The sequence below is a fragment of the Bacillus sp. FSL L8-0099 genome, assembly GCF_038006385.1.
Taxonomy (GTDB): domain Bacteria; phylum Bacillota; class Bacilli; order Bacillales; family Bacillaceae_G; genus Bacillus_A; species Bacillus_A toyonensis.
In genome coordinates, this window is sequence record NZ_JBBOVC010000001.1 from 2,864,727 (window position 1) to 2,885,032 (window position 20,306).

The 20,306-nt window shown below is 33.6% G+C and carries 19 protein-coding genes and 2 pseudogenes; 5 read left to right on the forward strand and 16 right to left on the reverse strand.

Translation table 11 applies throughout. The features are described 5' to 3' along the window. Window positions 1–34 precede the first annotated feature (34 nt). Window positions 35–1,404, forward strand: a protein-coding gene (locus tag MHH42_RS14545) for an IS3-like element ISBth167 family transposase (RefSeq protein ID WP_087949097.1) whose coding sequence is annotated in 2 segments (ribosomal slippage) — window positions 35–500 and window positions 500–1,404 — 1,371 coding nt in all. Because the reading frame shifts where the segments join, the coding sequence is not laid out codon by codon here. 55 nt (window positions 1,405–1,459) lie between these two features. Here the strand turns inward: MHH42_RS14545 and MHH42_RS14550 are convergent. From MHH42_RS14550 to MHH42_RS14610, 13 genes and pseudogenes are all read right to left on the reverse strand, one after another. Further along, complete coding sequence (locus tag MHH42_RS14550) at window positions 1,460–2,707, reverse strand: glutathionylspermidine synthase family protein (RefSeq protein WP_000287859.1); 1,248 nt, start codon at window positions 2,705–2,707, stop codon at window positions 1,460–1,462. A 20-nt stretch (window positions 2,708–2,727) separates the two neighbouring features. Next, complete coding sequence (locus MHH42_RS14555; protein WP_016108611.1) at window positions 2,728–3,336, reverse strand: hypothetical protein; 609 nt, start codon at window positions 3,334–3,336, stop codon at window positions 2,728–2,730. Window positions 3,337–3,555: 219 nt separating this feature from the next. Continuing rightward, window positions 3,556–4,719, reverse strand: coding sequence for a DUF418 domain-containing protein (locus MHH42_RS14560; RefSeq protein ID WP_016108612.1), 1,164 nt, complete (start codon window positions 4,717–4,719; stop codon window positions 3,556–3,558). A gap of 155 nt (window positions 4,720–4,874) precedes the next feature. Continuing rightward, the gene (locus MHH42_RS14565) at window positions 4,875–5,285 is read right to left on the reverse strand and encodes a GNAT family N-acetyltransferase (protein WP_001053326.1); all 411 of its coding nucleotides are present in this window, start codon (window positions 5,283–5,285) and stop codon (window positions 4,875–4,877) included. A 57-nt stretch (window positions 5,286–5,342) separates the two neighbouring features. After that, window positions 5,343–6,281, reverse strand: coding sequence for a DMT family transporter (locus MHH42_RS14570; protein WP_097838266.1), 939 nt, complete (start codon window positions 6,279–6,281; stop codon window positions 5,343–5,345). A 70-nt stretch (window positions 6,282–6,351) separates the two neighbouring features. Next, window positions 6,352–6,958: pseudogene (locus MHH42_RS14575) on the reverse strand (DinB family protein). Between the two features lie 15 nt (window positions 6,959–6,973). Next, window positions 6,974–7,472, reverse strand: a pseudogene (locus MHH42_RS14580) (GNAT family N-acetyltransferase). Between the two features lie 34 nt (window positions 7,473–7,506). Beyond that, a complete protein-coding gene (locus tag MHH42_RS14585; protein ID WP_070173356.1) occupies window positions 7,507–8,052 on the reverse strand; it encodes a GNAT family N-acetyltransferase in 546 nt (181 codons plus the stop codon). A 15-nt stretch (window positions 8,053–8,067) separates the two neighbouring features. Next, on the reverse strand, window positions 8,068–8,769 hold the full coding sequence (locus tag MHH42_RS14590; RefSeq protein WP_070173357.1) for a nucleotidyltransferase domain-containing protein: 702 nt from the start codon (window positions 8,767–8,769) through the stop codon (window positions 8,068–8,070). A 22-nt stretch (window positions 8,770–8,791) separates the two neighbouring features. Then, the gene (locus tag MHH42_RS14595) at window positions 8,792–9,469 is read right to left on the reverse strand and encodes a DNA alkylation repair protein (RefSeq protein ID WP_000923423.1); all 678 of its coding nucleotides are present in this window, start codon (window positions 9,467–9,469) and stop codon (window positions 8,792–8,794) included. 248 nt (window positions 9,470–9,717) lie between these two features. After that, window positions 9,718–10,665 (reverse strand): PLP-dependent cysteine synthase family protein, encoded by a 948-nt coding sequence (locus tag MHH42_RS14600; protein ID WP_070173358.1) that lies wholly within the window; start codon window positions 10,663–10,665, stop codon window positions 9,718–9,720. Between the two features lie 174 nt (window positions 10,666–10,839). Further along, window positions 10,840–11,229: a VOC family protein gene (locus tag MHH42_RS14605; RefSeq protein WP_000800673.1), complete on the reverse strand. Its 390-nt coding sequence runs from the start codon at window positions 11,227–11,229 to the stop codon at window positions 10,840–10,842. A 205-nt stretch (window positions 11,230–11,434) separates the two neighbouring features. Next, on the reverse strand, window positions 11,435–12,259 hold the full coding sequence (locus MHH42_RS14610; RefSeq protein ID WP_000233816.1) for an MBL fold metallo-hydrolase: 825 nt from the start codon (window positions 12,257–12,259) through the stop codon (window positions 11,435–11,437). A 383-nt stretch (window positions 12,260–12,642) separates the two neighbouring features. Between MHH42_RS14610 and MHH42_RS14615 the strand changes: the two genes are divergently transcribed. Both MHH42_RS14615 and MHH42_RS14620 read left to right on the forward strand, forming a co-directional pair. Then, on the forward strand, window positions 12,643–13,290 hold the full coding sequence (locus MHH42_RS14615; RefSeq protein WP_097838267.1) for a DJ-1/PfpI family protein: 648 nt from the start codon (window positions 12,643–12,645) through the stop codon (window positions 13,288–13,290). Window positions 13,291–13,440: 150 nt separating this feature from the next. Next, entirely contained in the window at window positions 13,441–14,268 is an 828-nt protein-coding gene (locus MHH42_RS14620) for a peptidoglycan-N-acetylglucosamine deacetylase (protein ID WP_340893513.1), read from the forward strand. A gap of 42 nt (window positions 14,269–14,310) precedes the next feature. On the opposite strand, the gene MHH42_RS14625 is transcribed toward MHH42_RS14620, so the two are convergent. Continuing rightward, entirely contained in the window at window positions 14,311–14,736 is a 426-nt protein-coding gene (locus MHH42_RS14625; RefSeq protein WP_070173361.1) for a WapI family immunity protein, read from the reverse strand. Between the two features lie 155 nt (window positions 14,737–14,891). Next, a complete protein-coding gene (locus MHH42_RS14630) occupies window positions 14,892–15,437 on the reverse strand; it encodes a TetR/AcrR family transcriptional regulator (protein WP_000105643.1) in 546 nt (181 codons plus the stop codon). A 173-nt stretch (window positions 15,438–15,610) separates the two neighbouring features. Between MHH42_RS14630 and MHH42_RS14635 the strand changes: the two genes are divergently transcribed. Continuing rightward, entirely contained in the window at window positions 15,611–17,071 is a 1,461-nt protein-coding gene (locus MHH42_RS14635; protein WP_340893514.1) for a DHA2 family efflux MFS transporter permease subunit, read from the forward strand. Between the two features lie 198 nt (window positions 17,072–17,269). Then, window positions 17,270–17,941, forward strand: coding sequence for a TerC family protein (locus MHH42_RS14640; RefSeq protein WP_000346961.1), 672 nt, complete (start codon window positions 17,270–17,272; stop codon window positions 17,939–17,941). Between the two features lie 61 nt (window positions 17,942–18,002). On the opposite strand, the gene MHH42_RS14645 is transcribed toward MHH42_RS14640, so the two are convergent. Then, window positions 18,003–19,976, reverse strand: coding sequence for an LTA synthase family protein (locus MHH42_RS14645; protein ID WP_340893515.1), 1,974 nt, complete (start codon window positions 19,974–19,976; stop codon window positions 18,003–18,005). Between the last annotated feature and the right edge of the window lie 330 nt (window positions 19,977–20,306).

Genomic DNA, 20,306 nt, shown 5'->3' on the forward strand with positions numbered 1-20,306 from the left:
AGACACATAATTAACAATTGGAGGTGCATTTTTTATGGCTAAATTTTCTTCAAAAGATAAAATACAAGCAGTAAAACGATATCTAGAAGGTACGGAAGGCGGAAAAACCATTGCTAATTCTATAGGGGTTCATCCTAGAGAACTTTATCAATGGATTAAACGGTTTGAATTTTCAGGGGAAAAGGCGTTTGAAAAACGCTATACAACTTACTCTCTCGAGTATAAACTAGATGTAATTCATTATATGAATGAAAATGGGACATCTCTGAGAGAAACAGCTGCTTTTTTTAATATTCCTTCTTGCGAAACACTCCGAAAATGGAAAGTAGCATATGAAACAGAAGGATTAGATGCCCTAAAATCAAAGAAAAAGGGGCGTCTAACCATGGCCAAAGAAAAAGCTAAGCTACAACATTTAAAACAAAACGAAGTATCTCTTGAAGGTTCTATAGAAGCGCTACAAGCAGAGAATGAACGTCTGCGTATGGAAAATGACTATTTAAAAAAGTTGAATGCCTTAGTTCAAAAGAAGAAAACATCACAGACCAAGACAAAGCGCAATTGATTTATGAATTAAGGCATAAATACAAGGTCGTTGACCTTGTGAAAGTCGCTAATATCGCTCGTAGTACGTACTATTACTGGATGAAACAAGCGAAACGTCCAGATAAATATAAGAAAGTTAAAGAATTAATTAAAGAGATCTTTAGTGAGAATTTTGGGAGGTATGGTTATCGTCGTATTACATTGGAATTACGTAATCGAGGCCATGCATTAAATCATAAAACCGTTCGACGTTTAATGAATATCCTGGGATTAAAATGTCTTGTTCGATTAAAAAAATATCGTTCATATAAAGGGACTGTCGGGAAATTCGCTCCTAATATTTTAAAACGTAATTTTCACGCATCAAAACCAAATGAAAAATGGGTAACAGATGTGACGGAGTTCCACTTACATGGTAAAAAACTATATCTATCACCCATTTTAGACTTATATAACGGAGAAATTATAGCTTACAATATAGAACATAGACCTGCCTATTCCCTTGTTTCTAAAATGTTGAATAAGGCGTTTCAACGTTTGAATGATAAGGAAACTCCTATTTTACACTCGGATCAAGGTTGGCATTATCAAATGCGACAATATCATCAGTCGCTTAAAAAACATAACGTTATCCAAAGTATGTCCCGTAAGGGAAATTGCTTAGATAATGCAGTCATGGAAAATTTCTTTGGCTTATTAAAGTCTGAATTACTTTATCTTAAAGAGTTTGAAAGTATGGAACAATTTAAGCAAGAACTAGAAACTTATATTCATTACTACAATCACAAAAGAATTAAAACAAAACTAAAAGGATTGTCCCCTGTGCAATACAGAGTTCAATCCTTAGTAGCTGCTTAATATATTTGTCTAATTTTTTGGGTTCAGTTCAAAATGATGGGCTTTTCTTTTCATTTTATCCTTCAATCGTAACCCCAGTAAACATCGATAAGTTTCCCGTTATTTTCTCACCAACTCGTAAAAATAACCCTGCCGCTCTCCCACTAATACAATGTGAGCCAATTAATAATTTACCAGTATACGGACCATCCCATGTATCAATGGTATAGTCAGGCATTTCTATGTATTGCTGATATATTTTCCGTTGTTCAAAGTAATATTCCGTTTTATCTTCAGCTAATAGTTCATCATTTTCGTATATAGATACGCCCCCACCTTCACGTCCATATAAAGGTTTAGAAACAAATGATTCATTTCTTTCTTTAAATGGCTTATTTGTAAAATATGTTGGTAAGAAGTATTTATTAATAATAACACGCTCTTCTTCTTCAAAGAAAACCGCTTTTTCATAAAGCTTCCAAATTAATGCAAGCACATTTTTATTTTGCATTACGAATGCGGCTGGTGGATTAATAATTTTCACTCTTCCTTGCGCTATATGATTTAAAAACTGCAGACCAATTCTTTTTCCATTTTTATCAACATCTGTAACTAAATATTCAATTGGATACAGTCGATATAAATAATGAATTCGCTTGCCATTTGGCGTATATATTCCATCATCTGTAACTACAATATCTTGAATTCCTATATATTCCGTGGGCTGATTTAGGCAATAACTTCTTAAAAACTGGACTGTTTGATGGTCTTCATCGTGCCAATCATAGCTACTAAAATATATCGTTTCTTCAGGATCAATATTATAGTCATGTTTAATTTGTTCCCATGCCTGTACAATATGCTCCTCAATATGATTCGGGTGATTCACATCGTGATAACGGCACAACACTTCATTTGCAACAGAAGGTTCTAAATATCCTGTTGGTGTATCACAATTCACTTCTATTAATTTAATAACATCACCATTTACAATAAAGTCGAGCCTTGTAAAATAAGAAAACAAACCAGTATGTTTCATTCTCGCAATCTCCCACGTTTCAGGCGGGAATCCGAGCTTTTGAAAATCTTCTGTCGTATGTACAATATATTGATACGTTCTATATAACACATACATTATTTCTTCTGTCGCTTTCGAAATAGCGGTATATGTGTTTACCGACATACGAAACATCCCTGTTGCCATATACTGATTCCACTCTTCATTCTCTAATAGACTCGGCCACGTAAAACCATTCCTACCAGCCTCTTCCGCAAGTGAAAACCATATTTTCATATACTCTTTCTGTTCTTGTTCTGTATACATGTCTCTATTATCCTTTCTCTTTATGATCCGGCCGGCGCTTTTGCGTTCCCAATTCCACTTGAACCAGAATTTACTTTCGGCGTTTGTGTCGTAGATGATTTAGATGTATTTGTATCTGGCGTCACTTTATTTGATGGATTGGGCTGTTGTTTATTTAAATCCACTTTCTTTGAAGAATCGTTGTTGCTAGTAGTTCCGCCGTAATAACCTCCGCCACCGCTGCCACCAGTTCTCCGTTCATCTTTTTCACGATAAGAAAGAACATTGTTTGTATATGGTTTCTTCATTACATTTGGTTTGGCTGTATAGTTCATATTTGAGGTTTTACTTGCTAATAAATATCCTGCTACGAACGGTAATATCGGTAAGTGAGAGTTTTCTTGATACGATGAAAATGATGGATTATTTTCCTTGCATGACTCATCTTTTTCTACATTTTCAGTAGTTGGGGCTTTATCATCACAATTTAATGGTTCTTGTTCGCTCCCTTGCTTCCCACCATCCGTTTTAACAGCGGTATTTTCTTGTTGTACATTTTCTTCTTCATAGTCACCACAACCTGTTAATAAAAAAGATGACACGCCAATTGAAGCAGCGACTTTCAAAAATTTATTTTTTTCCATTCTCATGTGCTATACACCTAATTTCTTTTATCTATATTTTTCCATTTAACTATATTATATAATGCAAATATCACTTTTTACAAACTATACTCAATATGCATATTTACATATTTTCATGCTATTTATTCCCTAAATGAAAATGAAATATTATAATAGCCGAATTGTCTATCTGTACACCTAAATAAAGTGAAAGACGATTTTGTATTATGTCGTCTTTCACTTTATTTATTTTTTATATACTAAACGTCTCAATAAAATTTCTAATGGTCCATTAAGATTATTTTTTTCCATTATTAAAGCTACTATGACAGACGATATCCAAATACATATTGCTATCAATGCAGCAAAAGCGTTACTTACATGCCCTCCTAAATCAAATGCTACTGGTGATAAAAATATAACAAGCAGTGCTTCATTTAAAACAAAAAATGTTAATGAACGTTTTCCTAGAGCGATTAATGCAAGGCTAAAGTACCCTGGATTTTTCAATCTACTCCCTATTATCCCGAAACCTGTTGCATATGCTAATCCTCCAGCAATTCCAGTTAAAATATGGATTCCATTTATCATTCCAGCTGTAAATACAGTTGGATACCATATAGTCCCTATAAAAGATAAAGGCAAAGCACCTATTAAAGAAATTGCTAATCCTATAGTTGTTATAAAATATAATTTTTTTAACTGTTGCTCTGGTTTTATTAATAACTTATATTTAGCAATCCACAAACCAAGAATTACAGAAGGAAGAATTGGGAACATAAAATGGATGAGTACAGGTATAATAGGAAAGAAAAGTAATCGTATCATTGTAGTACTAAGATACGTGTCTTTTGCCGAAACATCTGGTGAAAAACCATAATCACCTATTGATTGCATATTAAGTCCCCATATTATTGGAATAAAAATGGTATACAATATAGCGATAATTATAAACGTTCGAATTAATGTTTTCATTTTACACTTTAATAGTGGACTAACAAAAATACCCGCTAAACCATAGGCCATAAGAATATCTTGCCCTCCAATTAAGACCGCTAACACAATCCCAAACAGTATTAAATACAAGGAGCGTTTTCTTACTATTTTTACAGCCTGAATTTCATTTTTCCCTTTTGATATTTGCCCTTCAAATGCTAGAACTAAACCGTAGCCTAATAATACGGCAAACATTGCTCTTGCACGGTTATCAATTATGAATATACCAAAAAGATTTACAATTTGATCAAAGAAACTACTGCTTTCCACTCTATGCATAATTCCAGGATCTGCTGCATACAAGTAAAGCGGTGCATGAGCAAGTACGATTAACAGTAGCATAGTGCCTCTTGCTAAATCCAATGAGACTGCACGCTTTTTTTCAATTGTTCTATCATTTATTGATCTATCCATATTTTACTTCCTTCCTTAACATCAAATGAACATTCCAATCTTTCTTAAGTTTTCGTCAAAAACTAAGAAAGATCTTCTATTAAAAATAGAACAGATAAATAAAAAACGAACTATCTCTTCAATTCCTATTCCGGATATTATATTCTCAGATTATTTCAATATGTTTTATTTTTAAAATACAAATGAAATCTTTCTATCCCTGGATATTTTTCTCCTAAACTTTTAACCTTAAAACCAATTTTCTTATAAAATTCTACTGCCTCATTGTCTGTCTCAGCTTCGACATAAGTCAATTGATGCATTCTTACTACTTCCCTTATCATTTGAAACGCAATTCCTGTATGACGATATTCTGGAACGACTGCTATGTGGCATATTCTCGCTTCATTTGCTCCGATTATTTCAATACCTATACAAGCCTTTTTTTCATATTTATATAATCTACCTTTATTGCTTTGATAAAATACTACCGCTTTCTTTAAGCTTGTTTCACTTGGACCGACTGCATACTGTAGCACATTTAAAATTGAATCCCTTCCAATTTGTTCAACACGTTGCAAATTCATATCTTCATCCCTTTCTATGAAAAAAGATTAGCTCTTTATAAAAAAGAGCTAATCTCATTACGCTGTTATCTTTTCTTCTTTTTTCACAACGACCGCCACATAACTATGCAGTATCATTCCGACAATAACGAGACTCATTCCAACCCAAGATAAAGATGATGGAATTGGAGCAGAAAGCCAAATAAGCTCTCCTACTAAAGCAAATAAAACTTCACCGGATTGTGTCGCTTCAACCGTTGCTAGTTTTTGCGAATCATCTTTCACAAGATCTGTCGCAAAGAAAAATAATACTGTCGCGATTAAACCTGAACTAACTGCTACAATAAAACATTGAAAAACTTGACTACTTGACGGTAATCCACCTGTTGATACTTCGTAACCAGATAGTAAAAACCAAAATGGTAAACTTGCTAATGTCATCCCGAGAACTCGCTGGAATACATCTAATTCTCCTTTACATACTTGCATCATTTTTCGATTTCCAAGAGGGTACGCAAACGCCGCAATGAGAACAGGAACTACACATAAAATGGTTTCACGAATTCCTAAAGAAGAAGCATGTTCTACTTGCATGAGTACAACACCGAATAAAATAATACCCGACATTACTAATTCTTTCATCGGAAGTTTTTTATGTAATGGGTCTACCGCAAAAAATGGTGTTAACAAAATCCCTGCGACTATCGTAATTTGCCATGTTGATGCAACAAGCCACCCTGGTCCAAATGCGCCAGCAAAACTAAGTGGTGCATAAAAAAGACCAAAACCTACAATACTCCATACCAACCATTCTTTCGGATTGTTTTTCATATATTGAAAGAGTTGCTTTAAGTTGCCTCTATACATGACAATAAGTAGTAGCATTGGTACCATAAAGTAATACCGTAATGATGCACTCCAAATCCAACTTCCACCTTCTAAGTCCATCGCCCGGTTTAAAACAAAGGTAAAGGCAAAGAAAAATGATGCCAATATCCCTATTGCAATTGCTTTCATTATAAAACCCCTTGTTTAGTTTCTTCTTATTACTATACAACAAAATGAATATAATTAAAATTCACGCACTTTAACTTACATGTAATCTAGCTCTATATAATTTTCTTAACTGACCAATATGCGCTTGATGATACCGATTATGATCAGCTATATGCCATATACCCCATCTTATTGTCGCATTTTCGCCCTTTTCATAAAAAACTTCCCGTGTTAAATCATTTTCTGTTAGTTTCATACATTCTTCATAAAGTGAAACTTTAATCAGTGGGGGTTTTGTTCATCCCCCACTGATTATTAGTTTAACCAATCGGGCTGCCCGTTAATGCGGGATAAAATAATTGTTGCACTGCTTCATAATCTTGCATTAACTCTTGTAACGTGTGTTTTCTTAAAACTGGCAGTTCTCCCACTTCATTCAACATAGGCCCATATTTATTTTTTAGTGCCAGTGGAACTTCTTCTCCCTTTAAGCGATACACCCAATGTAAATCGACAACTGCTAAATGCTGAAGTAGCTGTCCGATGCTATTTTCATTATTTTCAGACCCTTTAAAAGATAATTCCTTCTCTTCAGTACTTTCTACTAAATTTCGCAATCGTATATATGTATCTCGAACCGTTGCATACAAAATTGCTACTTGCGGATTCATGTTTTTTTCTAAATAAAGATCTTTCATGATAAACTCCGTCCTTTAAAGGAACAGCACCATATGTTCATCATCACTGTACGCACCATTAATCTTTATAGCCCTTTTTTCAATTCCATATGTTTTAAAGCCCATTGATTCGTACAAATTTTTTGCTGGTTCGTTTGTAGATACAACACCTAATGTCAATTGCTCTAGTTGTATATCCCGCGCTCTTTGAATTGCATTTGCAATTAGCTCACGTGCCAACCCGTTTCGTCTGTTTTGTGCGTCTACATACATCGCAACGATATGGCCTTTATGCTTATATGCTACTTTCTCTTCCGTTAGTAAAGTGACTACACCAATTAATTTTTCTTCATTAAACGCGCCAAGTGTACAACTAATAGTAGATGTTAAATTCCCTTCAACTCGCTCAATAGGATTTTTCCTGACGAATCGCCTCTTCATAAGTTGTTATAAACGCCTCTGGATTTACTTGTAATGCTTGTAAACGTAAATCCCAATATTTTCTTGCATCTTCTTTCGTAAGTAATCGAATCATGTATCTCTACCCCTTTTTAATTTACATAATATTTTTATAAACCACTAATTATAGATTGATATTCTTCTTTTAACATACTATAACGATAGCGATGAATGAACTTCTTTTGACGTAAGCGATCATTTCTCATTAGTCCTTCACAAACAAAGCCAGCCTTTTCATAACTCTTTCTAGCTTGTAAATTATCCTCATCTACACGTAGCCAAACTTTCTCCAATTCGAAATCAAAGAATCCGAGTTGTAATATACTATATAGAGATGCTATTCCATACCCTTTTCCCCAATACTCTTTATCCCCAATCGTAATTCCTAGTTCCGCATTTTTATTTGTTTTGTCAAAATTTTTAAGGTCTACCCAGCCAATGTGTATATCGTTTTCTGTAACGATAGCCCTTTGTTCATAACCATTCTTTCGACTTATGCATGCTTCAATCCATTTTCTCGTATCTTCACGAGTGAACGGAGGATATTGATCTGGTACGACTAAGTGTTTTGTCACTTCTGTATCTACTGACCATTGATATCGATCTTCTACATCCTCTAGTGTCAATTCCCTTAATTGAACGAATGGTATTTTCATTTTACTATCCCCTTTTTATTTGCCAATAGAAAATCCTTCGAACACTCTTCCTCCGTATAGTTCTAACATCTTTTCTGTAAAATTAATTAATACATTTTTATCACCGTTTTTATAAAAATGATCAAAAGCCGCTACAAATTGTTCTGCATAATGGTCATCATATCTTCTTAAAACTCTAATAAACCATTTTGAATTTCCAAGCCATTGGCCATTTACTCTTAATACATATTCATGTATTAATTCCGCTAATAAATTAGCAATGAATAGTTCTTCTTCTCTTTTTGATGCACCAATGAAGTCATCCAAAGTATCCGAAATAAAATAGCGCTTCTGTTTCATCGTTTCTTCGGTCCATTTATCTGGTCCTTTAATTAGTAAATCGTTCGCTTCTTTTTTTAATTTCTCAACAATTTCACTTTCCCCTTTTAATACAATTCCTTCTGAAACTAATTGAGGTAGAGAAGGTCGCCCGCGATCACAATCCATTTTAAAAAAGGTTTTATACGTTACAAAATTATGTACAAATACTTCAACGGGCCATCCATTACTATAGAAGGATTCTCTATAACAAGATGACAAACTTTGATCGACTATAACAATATCAAGGTCAGATGTTTTTGTCGCTTCTCCTCGTACAACGCTTCCTCCCAGTAAAGCTACATCACAATTCGGAAATTGTGATGTAATTATGCTTTGTGCCGCTTCAATTGGTTTCATTTTCTTTTCTCCTTCGCTTATTTTACTTTCTTTTTTCTGCTCTTTCTCGAGCCTTTTTTATATACGGTTCTGCATCTGGTGTTTTACATGACGTTGCACCGTGATCAATTTTTACTTTTCCAATTTCACGAGCAATTTCAATTGCTTGTTGCTCTAGAGCTTCATTTCGAATCCCTATCGCAATTAAAGCGCTATTCATTGCTTCTCTTTTTCTATTTTTTTCATTATGTATATGAACTTTAATCTCTTCTAAATACGGCATGAAGAAGTTATCGTCTAACTTTTTATTTTTTATTGCGATATTCGCTAATAATGACCAACCTGCTCTCCCAATCCATTCATCATCAGATTTCGTCCATTCTTCCATTCTTTCTATCGCGATTGGCGACGTACATATAGCTGTCATAAGAACGTCCATTAAACAATAATAATCAACATCCCTAATCCAACTATTCAGCTGATCTGATGTTACATTCTTCGGTTCTAAAATATACGTTGCTAAAGTCATTGCATCCATATTTTTTGTTTCCCATAATGAAATTGCTAAATTATGATCTATTTTTATCTTCTTTTTTAATAATTTTAAATTCGCAAAACTGACTCCGAATAGCGGCTCTTTCGCCCCATGATTTTTATACGTTTTTCGATTTTGCTCCGTTCCATATTCCTCTAGTTGCTGCATGACTTCTTCTAGTAGCATATGTCCACCTCTTTTTATGTTTTCTGTTGACTTCATATAGGTATGTACGATATATTCTACATTATTTTTTGATTTTCCTATATTTATTTTTTTAATACGGTATGTGAAATTTTTTGTATACTACGCAATCACACCATGAAAAACCTGCACATTGTAAACAGACAGGTTTTTCATGGTATCAAATTTCCATAAAATAAGAAATAAACGAAGGAACCACCTTTGTTCGTTCTCTCAATAATTTTTCCCCGCTATATTTTGGCTAAACTCTTTACATCTGACCACTCTTCTATAGAGCCTGCATCTGGAAAAACGGTAACTACATTAAAATTCGCGCCTTTTTCTTTTCCTAGTTGTTTTGCAGCTAATAAATTTGCTGCCGCAGACGTTCCTATTTTCATACCAGTATCCTTATAAAAACGGGCCATTTCATACAAGGTTTCTTCATATGAATAAGTCCATTGCTTTTCTATCAAATTGTCTTCCTTTTCTATGAAATGTTGTTTCCGTCCTAGGCCGAATCCACCTGATCCTGCATATTTCTTTAAAGCATTTGGCGGTTGTTCAGATCCATATGGTAATTCGGCAGGCATTACTAAATGTAGCTCAACATTTTTTGTATACTTCTTTACTGCTTTATAGACCCCGATTAGAGTTCCACCAGTACCAGCGGATGCTACCCATGCGTGTATTGATTTTCCGTTCATTTGTGCAATAATTTCTCGGCCTGTTCCTTCTATATGACTTAATAAATTTGCATTATTATAATGTTGGAACAAAAAGTATAACTCTTGTTTTTGTTTGCTAATCTCTATTGTCTTCTCAATTACAGCGTAAAACCCCTTACATTTATCAACTAAGATTACGTTAGCACCATAATCTTCGAGTTCATTTAATAGAGATTGACCAGTTGCAGAACTTAACACTAACGTGCATTCAATTCTTAAATAATAACAAAGATAGCCAATTGACCTCGCTAAGCTTCCACCACTATACTCTAAAATATGTTGTTTTTTGTTCGCTTCTTGTAAATATTTATTGATCATTCCAAGTGCTGCTCTATCCTTAATCGATCCTGTAGGGTTGTGCCATTCACATTTAGCATAGATTGAAAGATTCTTCGTTTCTTCGCATTCTAATTTAATGAGAGGGGTATTTCCAACATTTTTAGAAAACTCTTCAAAATGGTTTACTATCATACTTTTATACCTCCGTCATACATCATATTTATAACATTTGTTCTTAGTCAAAATACTTTCTATATTTCAATTACGCTATTAACTATATTTTCCTATAAAAAATCCCTACAAACGTTGTAGGGATTTTTGTCTAAATCATTTTGTTGCACTCTATTACATACGAAAAGAACTTCTTTATTCAAATGCATTCATAAGCACAATTCTCCAGCCATCTGGATCCTCTATTGTAGTACCTTTCTCTATCCAATACGGATTTTCCGGTTCCACCTCATGGTAGCCCATTTCACTTAACCGATTCGCGATTATTTCAATTTCATCTTTATTCGGCATATAAAAAACTAGTAAATTATCTTTTGTCGGTGCTGGGCATGGGCTTCCATTTACATGCGTAGTAAACTCCAAATGGTACTCTTCACCCGGTAATCCAAACATAACCCCGTCATATCCTTCATGATTGTGAAATTCCCCTATACGTTTTAACCCTAATCCTGTTTCGTAAAAACTTATAACTTCTTCAAATTTATCTGTTGGTCTTGCAATTCTAAATTGAACCCAATTCTTCATGCAAATCTCCTCCTTTTCATTTTCCAAAGCTTTATAGTAGCCATTATAAGTTACATATATTTAGTTTAATATCCCTCATTAGTGTGAGAACTGCTTAAGTTGAAAGACCTATTCGTTCATACATAGTAGGACTTTAGTATAAAATTCATATAAACTTAGTTATACAAATATGGAGATAAAATAACGATTTCTTCCATATATATTATTACGTATGAAATAATTCTCCTTGTAGGGCCTTTATATATCGATCAGCAGATCTTTGTACAGCCCTATTCGCATCTTCCATCACAACACCATGAAACGCATTATACAGTCGACTAAATTGGATTCCTTTTACTTTCTCTGCCATTTTTCTAACTTTATTCGCTGGTAATGGGATAAGATTGGGATAACTATACATAAAACTTACCCATTTTCGATCCGAAACTACTTGTATAATATCACCTGATAACAAAATACCTTTCCCCTCATTACCGTCTTTCCAGTGCATAACAGTTCCACCTTTAAAATGGCCACCTAACCGATGCAATGTAAGTTCTTCCGATAATATCAAATGTTCCCCAGACCAAAATTTAATTTGCTTACTCGGGCGGACCACCCATTCTTTATCATCTTCATGAATATAGATAGGTATATGAAATGTTTCCGCCCATTTTACTTGTGTAGAGTAATAATGTGGATGAGAAAGTGCTATTGCTTGAATACCACCTAAATCATATATACGTTGTATCGTTTTATCATCTAAATAACTAATACAATCCCACAAAACATTTAGAGTTTTACTTTGTATTAAAAATGCTGTTTGTCCAATTGCAAACTTAGGTTTAGTAGTAATGCTATACAAACCAGTTTCTTCTTTTATTATTTCATTTTTGTATAAATTGCTATGTTGCATTGTTTCTAATGTTGTCCATGACTGCCCCATTGGATTCATATATTGCCTTTCCTCATTACAAATTTTACAACGCGAAGGTGCCTCTTTATTTTCGGGATACTGAACTCCACATGTCGTGCAAATATAATGAACCATATTCCCACTCCCTTTTTAAATGTAATTGATTCTTTACCAATATTTTAATAAAAAACGAAAATAATTAAATCAATAATTGTGACTAAAATGAAGTCATACGAAAGTACGATTATTCCCCTTCTATTTAAGAATTTAGTCTAAGTACTATATTTTATATTTCTTCTTTCTGGGAAGTTAAATTTTTCAATCATTACATGAAAGAGTAACTCTATACGAAATAAATGAACCTATTCATAGTTTTTGTCACAAGTTTGACACAGTAGTATAAACTAATACACATCTGGGGTATAGTATATTTAAAGTAACGATAAAAAAGAATATTGAATAAATTCTTTTTTAATCGTTACTAGATTACATTTGTAATAACTTAAGGGGAGATTATAATGGAAATCGTTATTATGCTCTATGAAGGGATTACTGCATTAGATGCTATTGGTCCGTACGAAGTATTTGCAGCAGAAAGCAATAACAACATAAAGTTTGTTGCTAAAACTACGGGCTTAATTAAATTAGATTCAAAAATGGGCTATTTACATGCCGATTATAATTTTACTGAAGTTAATTCAGCTGATATCCTTATTATTCCTGGATGTCGCCCGCCTAACTTTAAACAACTTATGGAGGACGAAGAAACTCTCAATTGGATTCTCCAAATACATGAAACTACTAAATGGACTACAACTGTATGTACAGGTTCTTTAATCTTAGGTGCTACTGGCCTACTAAATGGTGTTAAAGCCACTAGTCATTGGAGCTCTTTTGACTTGCTTCGTTCTCTCGGGGCTATTCCAACTGAAGAGAGAGTCGTTCGCCATGAAAAAATCATAACAGCAGCTGGTGTATCTGCAGGTATTGATATGGCTCTCCAGTTGATGGCTTGGGAATTCGGAGATGAAAAGAGTAAAGCAGTTCAGCTCATGTTAGAATACGACCCACAGCCTCCTTTTGATACAGGTTCACAAAAAAAAGCATCCGCATCATTATTAGAAGAATTAAATTTGATGCTTGAAGATTTTCATAATAAAGTTTAAAACCTTCCAATTTTTCAAGAATGCAGTTGATACAAAATCTTGCATATTTTTGACCAAACTTTTTTACAGTTGTAAAAAAGTTTTTTTGCATTTCCCTACCTATAATTGCTAATATAGTAGAGTAGAACTTTTATAGAGAGAAGGAAAATTATGCACAATGGAATTCGAATGACAACTTTAGTAAAAAGGGCTATGTTGATTTGCGCTGGGGTATTATTTACATATGAGGCCGCTTTAGGATCGGTACATACTGCTCTAGCAAGTACAGAAGATGAAGCAAAGTCTGTTCAATTTGTAAGTGAAATTCAAACATCTCTTGCACCGAAAGAAGCTCCAAAACACTATAATGGGCAAGTTAGAAAAGTCGCTTACTTAACATTTGATGACGGTCCTGGAAAATACACAGCTGAGCTTTTAGATATGTTAAAGAAAGAAAATGCAAAAGCAACATTCTTCCTAATTGGTTCAAACGTGAAAGCTTTCCCTGATCTTGTGAAACGTGAAGATGCTGAAGGCCACTATGTTGGGATGCACAGTATGACTCATAACTATAAGAAACTATACACAGAAGGACATTACGTAGATGAAATGAAAGAAGATCAAGGCTTAATCGCTGGCGTTCTAGGCAAATCACCCGTATTAACTCGTCCATCATACGGCTCAATGCCAGGATTAAACGAAGCACTTCGCAACAAAGTGGTGGAAAACGGGTTGAAAGTTTGGGATTGGACAATTGATTCTTTAGACTGGAGATACAACAAAATGCAAGTTGATGCTGCATCAGCTAAAATTGTAGAAAACGTTCTACATGGTGCTACAAATCCAACAGAAGTTATCCTTATGCACGATATTCACCCACAATCAGTTAAAGCAGTACCTGGAATTATAAAAGGACTGAAAGAAAAAGGATATGAATTAGAAGCCTATAATGAGAACAAACACTTCCCATTAAACTTCTGGCATGATAATCGTATGTAATGAAAAGACTTGATTCCCTCTAGTAGGATATCAAGTCTTTTTTTAACGTTTTGGAAAGTTTCTTTGTTGCTCTTCAATAAAACGAATAATCTTTTCTCTGTCCTCATGCGTAATACTTATAGAAAATTCGTACTCCTCTTCCTTACACCATGTAGGGGTAAGTTCCTGAGATAATCGGACTACAATTTGAAACTCACCTTCATTTTTCCCCATTAATTCAAACGCTATATTAGGCTCTATGAAATCTAGTTCGGTATATGTAGGATTCGGTAATGATTGAAACCATTTTTTCATATGCTGTAAGTCGAAAGTTTGTAGAAAAGGATCCATCGTTTCAAAAACTTTATTTCCTTCTGACAGTTTCGCTTTTACTATAAGCCAATTTCTATCACACTCCTCTTTTACATCTTTAAATTGGTATCTCACCACCTCTAAATGTAATGCTACTTTTTCATTTTGAAAATCCATAAATTGCTCCCCTTCTTGCTATAAAACTTTTACTTTATAAATTTGAAATATATAAGCCTTTACTTGCAAGACAATTATTTTTCTATCTCCTGTTAATTTCGATTCTTAAATATAATGATTTTCGTTTATTAATACACATGGCTGATTCTAACATATCATCCTTTATACATTAAATATATTTGATTTGCTATATAATCTGAACTAAAGTGAAGTCCATTCCTTATCCACCACATGATAATACCTACCAAAGAGGCTGTTTTAATATCAACTGCAACATAATCATCAGGTAATTTATTTTTCGTATTCTCTCTTCTCGTTTCTATTAATTGCTTTAAAAATAAAAATAATTGCTCTTCAAATTGATTCATTTTAAATAATATAAATAAAAAATTCCGGTGGATATATAAATAATCTAGCAATTGTGTTAGCTTTTGTTTTTCTGATAAATCTTTTGCATGTATTAAATCAACAATTTTATTAGAAAGCTCATTTAAAATCTCGCTATTGATTTGGTCTAGTAAATCTTGAATATCTTGATAATGTAAGTAAAATGTTGTTCGATTTAATCCTGCTTTTGTTGCGATTTTCTGAACCGTTAAGCTTGAAATAGTAGGATTCTCACATAAAAGAGAAAAAACAGCATTTTTAAACATTTCTCTTGAACGAACTGTACGAGGGTCCTCTTTTTTAAGTGTAGACATTTTGAAACTCCTTTATAGATTTTCTCTTTACTTTCTCGACAGTACATATCTTCTCTGTCGAGTAGTGAACATTTTCAACAAAACTGTTCATGGTCAGAGAAAACGTATTTTGTTACCATTAATTTTATCGACACAATGTCGATAAATCAAGGTAACAATGAAGGAGATTACCAATGCAAAAGGAAATATCAGAAAGAAATAAAAAAATTATATTAGTTGTCCTCATTACCGGCTGTTTTTTATCAACCTTAAATCAGACGCTATTAAATGTGGCAATGAGTAATTTAATGAAGGTATTTGATGTAACAGCTGCAACAGTGCAATGGCTATCAACAGGCTTTATGCTCATAAATGGTGTTCTAGTTCCAATTACTGCATTTTTAATGAAACGATTTACAACAAGGCAGCTATTTATTAGCTCAATGCTCTCTTTGTTTATTGGGACCGTTCTCTGTGCATGCGCCATGAATTTTAGCATTTTGTTAACAGGAAGAATGATTCAAGCAGTTGGAGCAGGAATTATTATGCCACTCATGATGACTATTATTTTATATTTGTACCCTAGTGAAAAACGCGGAAGTATTATGGGGACCATCGGATTCGCTATAATTTTTGCGCCAGCTATCGCTCCAACTTTATCTGGCTTTATTATTGAATATGTATCATGGAGATGGCTATTTATTGGATTAGCTCCATTTATATTCATCGTAATTATTCTCGCGATTAAATATTTAATGAATGTTGCAAATACAACAAAAGCAAAATTAGATATCGTAAGTGTCATTTTATCAACAATTGGCTTTGGTTGTGTTATATACGGATTCAGTAGTGCAGGAAGTAAAGGATGGAATCATCCCGTTGTTATTATAACAATTACTATCGGTATCATCGTTACAGCTTTATTCTGTTTACGTCAAATAAAGTCTAATGATCCATTATTGAATTTATCAGTATTTAAATATAAAGTTTTCACTCTTACTTCAGTCATTAACGTACTCATTACGATGATTATGTATGCAGATTTAATTCTATTACCAATTTACTTACAAAACGGACGAGGCTTTACTGCATTTGAATCAAGTTTACTTCTATTACCTGGAGCTGTCATTAACGCCTTCTTATCACCTATCACAGGCAAAATGTTTGATAAATATGGAGCGAAACCACTCTTTATTACCGGTTTAATCTGTGTCATTATTTCGATGTGGGGTGTAATTGATTTGACCGACTCCACAACTTATATGTATTTAATGGTTCGTACCATTATTTTACGAATTGGGTTAAGTTTCATTTCAATGCCTTTAAATACAGCCGGCTTAAACGCTTTGCCAATAGAACTGGGTTCACATGGTTCAGCAGTAAATAATACAATTCGCCAATTAGCAGGTGCGATTGGGACAGCAGTTATCATCACGGTGTATACAATTCAATCTACTTCACACATATCACAGTTATCTAGTAGGAATGGAAATATAACAGCTACGCAAGTAACAAAATTATCTTCTATCTTCAGCTCAAGTGATGCATACGTGTTTATGTTAGTCTTATCTTTTATAGCTTTGATTATCGCAAGTTTCATGCCCCAAAAAGTAGTAATCAAAAGATACGAAAGTAAATCTTCAAACATAAAATGATTGTTAAAAATTAAGCACTTAAAAGATGGCTCCGGAATTATACCGAAGCCATCTTTTTGAGTGCTTACGACTATAATTATAATCCTCGATTACTATTTGAAGAGATTATATTTTACAGTTATGCTTTTAAATAATCGTTAGAATTCTTAATACTGAATAGCTTATAAGTACATATTAATCATAAGGAGTGATATGTATATGGATTTTCTTTCATCTGAATATTTGTCAGCCTTGCTTGCCATTATTGTAATTGATTTAGTGTTAGCTGGAGATAATGCCATCGTAATTGGATTAGCAGCAAGGCGATTACCGAAAGATCAACAAAAGAAAGTTATTATATGGGGAACTGTCGGGGCTATCGCTATTAGAGCCCTCGCCACCTTAATTGTCGTTTGGTTATTAAAAATACCAGGATTACTTCTAATTGGTGGTGTACTCCTCATATGGATTGCTTACAAATTAATTGCTGAGGGCAAAAATCATGATATTAAAGCTGAAGAAGGATTTTGGTCTGCTATTAAAACCATTATTATAGCTGATGCGTTAATGGGAATTGATAACGTACTCGCTGTTGCGGGAGCTGCCCATGGTAACTTTTCTTTAGTAATCATCGGATTATTAGTGTCTATTCCAGTAGTTGTATGGGGCAGTACATTAATTTTAAAATGGGTTGACCGTTTCCCTGTCATCATTACGATTGGAGCAGCTGTTTTAGCTTATACTGCCGCAAAAATGATTGTAGATGAAAAATGGTTCGCTGGATTTTTCGAAAGTAACCCTTTCATGAAATGGGCATTCATCATTATTATCATCATCGGTGTGGTATTCTTCGGAAAGATGAAACAAAAAACTAAAGATGATACTATATAATGTCAATGTAATTATAGTTACAAACAAAAGCGCTACTCATATGAGTAGCGCTTTTTAATATTTATTTAGCTTCCCCGTCTTCAGTCGTTTTTACCTTCGTTTTATTTTTATCACGATGGTTATAGTTATACTTTGAACGATCTACTGGAGTGAAGCCTTCTGGTGTGTAGAATCGTAATAAGTCACCATTTACGACTTGGTCAGAGTATTTTAATGAGTTTTGAACCATTTGTTCATTTTGTTTTATTTCATCTGTTAATTCTACAGGTTTTCCAGTTGTTGTATCATAATATTTTCCGTTCAATGCCGTAACTGTTGGGCTTACATAATTACCGTTACGGAATGGAACGACTTGTTTATGATCTGGTGATAATAAATCTGAACCGAATTGAACATAATTTTTCGTATCTGTACCTAGTAAGTGTAATAATGTTGGAAGAACGTCAATTTCACCGCCATATTGATGTTGTACGCCACCTTTCACTCCTGGTACACGAACGATTAATGGTACACGTTGTAACTGTGCATTTTCAAATGAGTTCATTTCTTTACCCATTACTTGTGACATTGCTGCATTATGATTATCTGAAATACCGTAATGGTCACCGTACATAACGATAATTGAGTTATCGTATAAGCCAGATTGTTTCAAGTAATCGATGAACCCTTTTACAGATTCATCTAAATATCTTACTGTTTGGAAATACGTATCTACTGATGAGTCACCTGTTTTCGCCGGTTCAATCGTTGCTTCCGCTTTATCAATAGGATAAGGGAAATGGTTTGATAACGTAATGAACTTCGTATAGAACGGTTGTTTTAACGTTTGTAATAATGGAATTGATTCATTAAAGAACGGTTTATCTTTTAAGCCATAGTTTACAACGTCTTTTTCGTTCATATCATAGTATGACGCATCAAAGAATTTATTAAAACCAAATGATTTATAAATATCATCACGGTTCCAGAACGTTTTGTAGTTACCGTGGAACACTGCTGAAGTGTATCCTTGTTGCCCTAAAATAGCTGGTGCCGATTGATACGTGTTATGAGCTTTATTTGTAAATACAGATCCTTGCGGTAATCCGTACATTGAGTTTTCTAACATGAACTCCGCATCAGATGTTTTACCTTGTCCTGTTTGATGGAAGAAGTTATCAAAGTATAACGTATTCGCATCTTTTGTAAATGAATTCAGAAATGGTGTAACTTCTTGACCATTTAATTGATAATCGATTAAAAAGTTTTGGAATGACTCCAAATGAATATAAATTACGTTCATTCCTTTTCCTTTACCGAAGTACTCAGGATTTGGACTTGCATATGTTGATGCAAGATAATTTCTAACTTCTGTCATATTATCTCCATCAGCTAATGCTCGTTCTGTTGATGCTTTCGCACTTTGAATACCATCATAAATCGTATAATTGTATGCCCCTAAATATTTCACGATATAATTACGGTCAAACGTTCTTGTTAACAATTCAGGACGGTCAGATTCTGCAAGCCCTAGGTTCACACTGAATAATAAAATACCCGCTACAAATACTAGTGATAGTTTATGTTTCGCAACACGAATAGGTTTTGGATTTGCAAATTTTGTTGCGACTAAAACAATTAAAATAATTGTATCTAAGAAATATAGTGGATCATATAAGTGTAGTAAAGCGAAAATACTACCACCTAAATCTCCAAAGTTATTCGTTTGTGTTAATGTCGGGAACGTAATAAAATCACTGAAAAAGCGATAATATACTACGTTTGCGTATAAAAGTATCGACAATAACAAATTAATAATAATTACCCAAATATAAGATCGTTTCCCTTTTGCAAATAATGCAAGTCCTAAAAATAGAACTGCTGAACTAAGCGGGTTAAAAAACAGCAAGAATTTTTGGATTGTGTTTGAAATTCCTAAATTAAATTCCGTTACATAGGCTGCATATGTTTTGAGCCATAATAAAATAACGGCAAACAGAAAGAATCCAAAATGATTACTTAACACACTTTTGCTCTTTAATAAGAATTGTTTCATTTCTCCACCTCTTTTGATCATCCAAGGCTTATTTTTTATAAGTCTGTCTCTCTATTCATTTTTTCTTCTTCAAATAGATTATTTTTATTTAACTATATGAAGAATATTAGTAATTATAATTTGAAGCTAGTATTTATTCAACTATTTCTTTCTAGACATTTTGACCTTGGTTTCTATTTAACAAAATACATTTGTAACATTTCCTGTTTTCTCCCAAGTTTCATCCACTAATTATGACACCACATACTATAAACCTTTATTCACTACTTCGCAAACTAATCTATCTCCATTTTTGGTACATTTTTCACATAAAAAAATAGTGTATTTTAA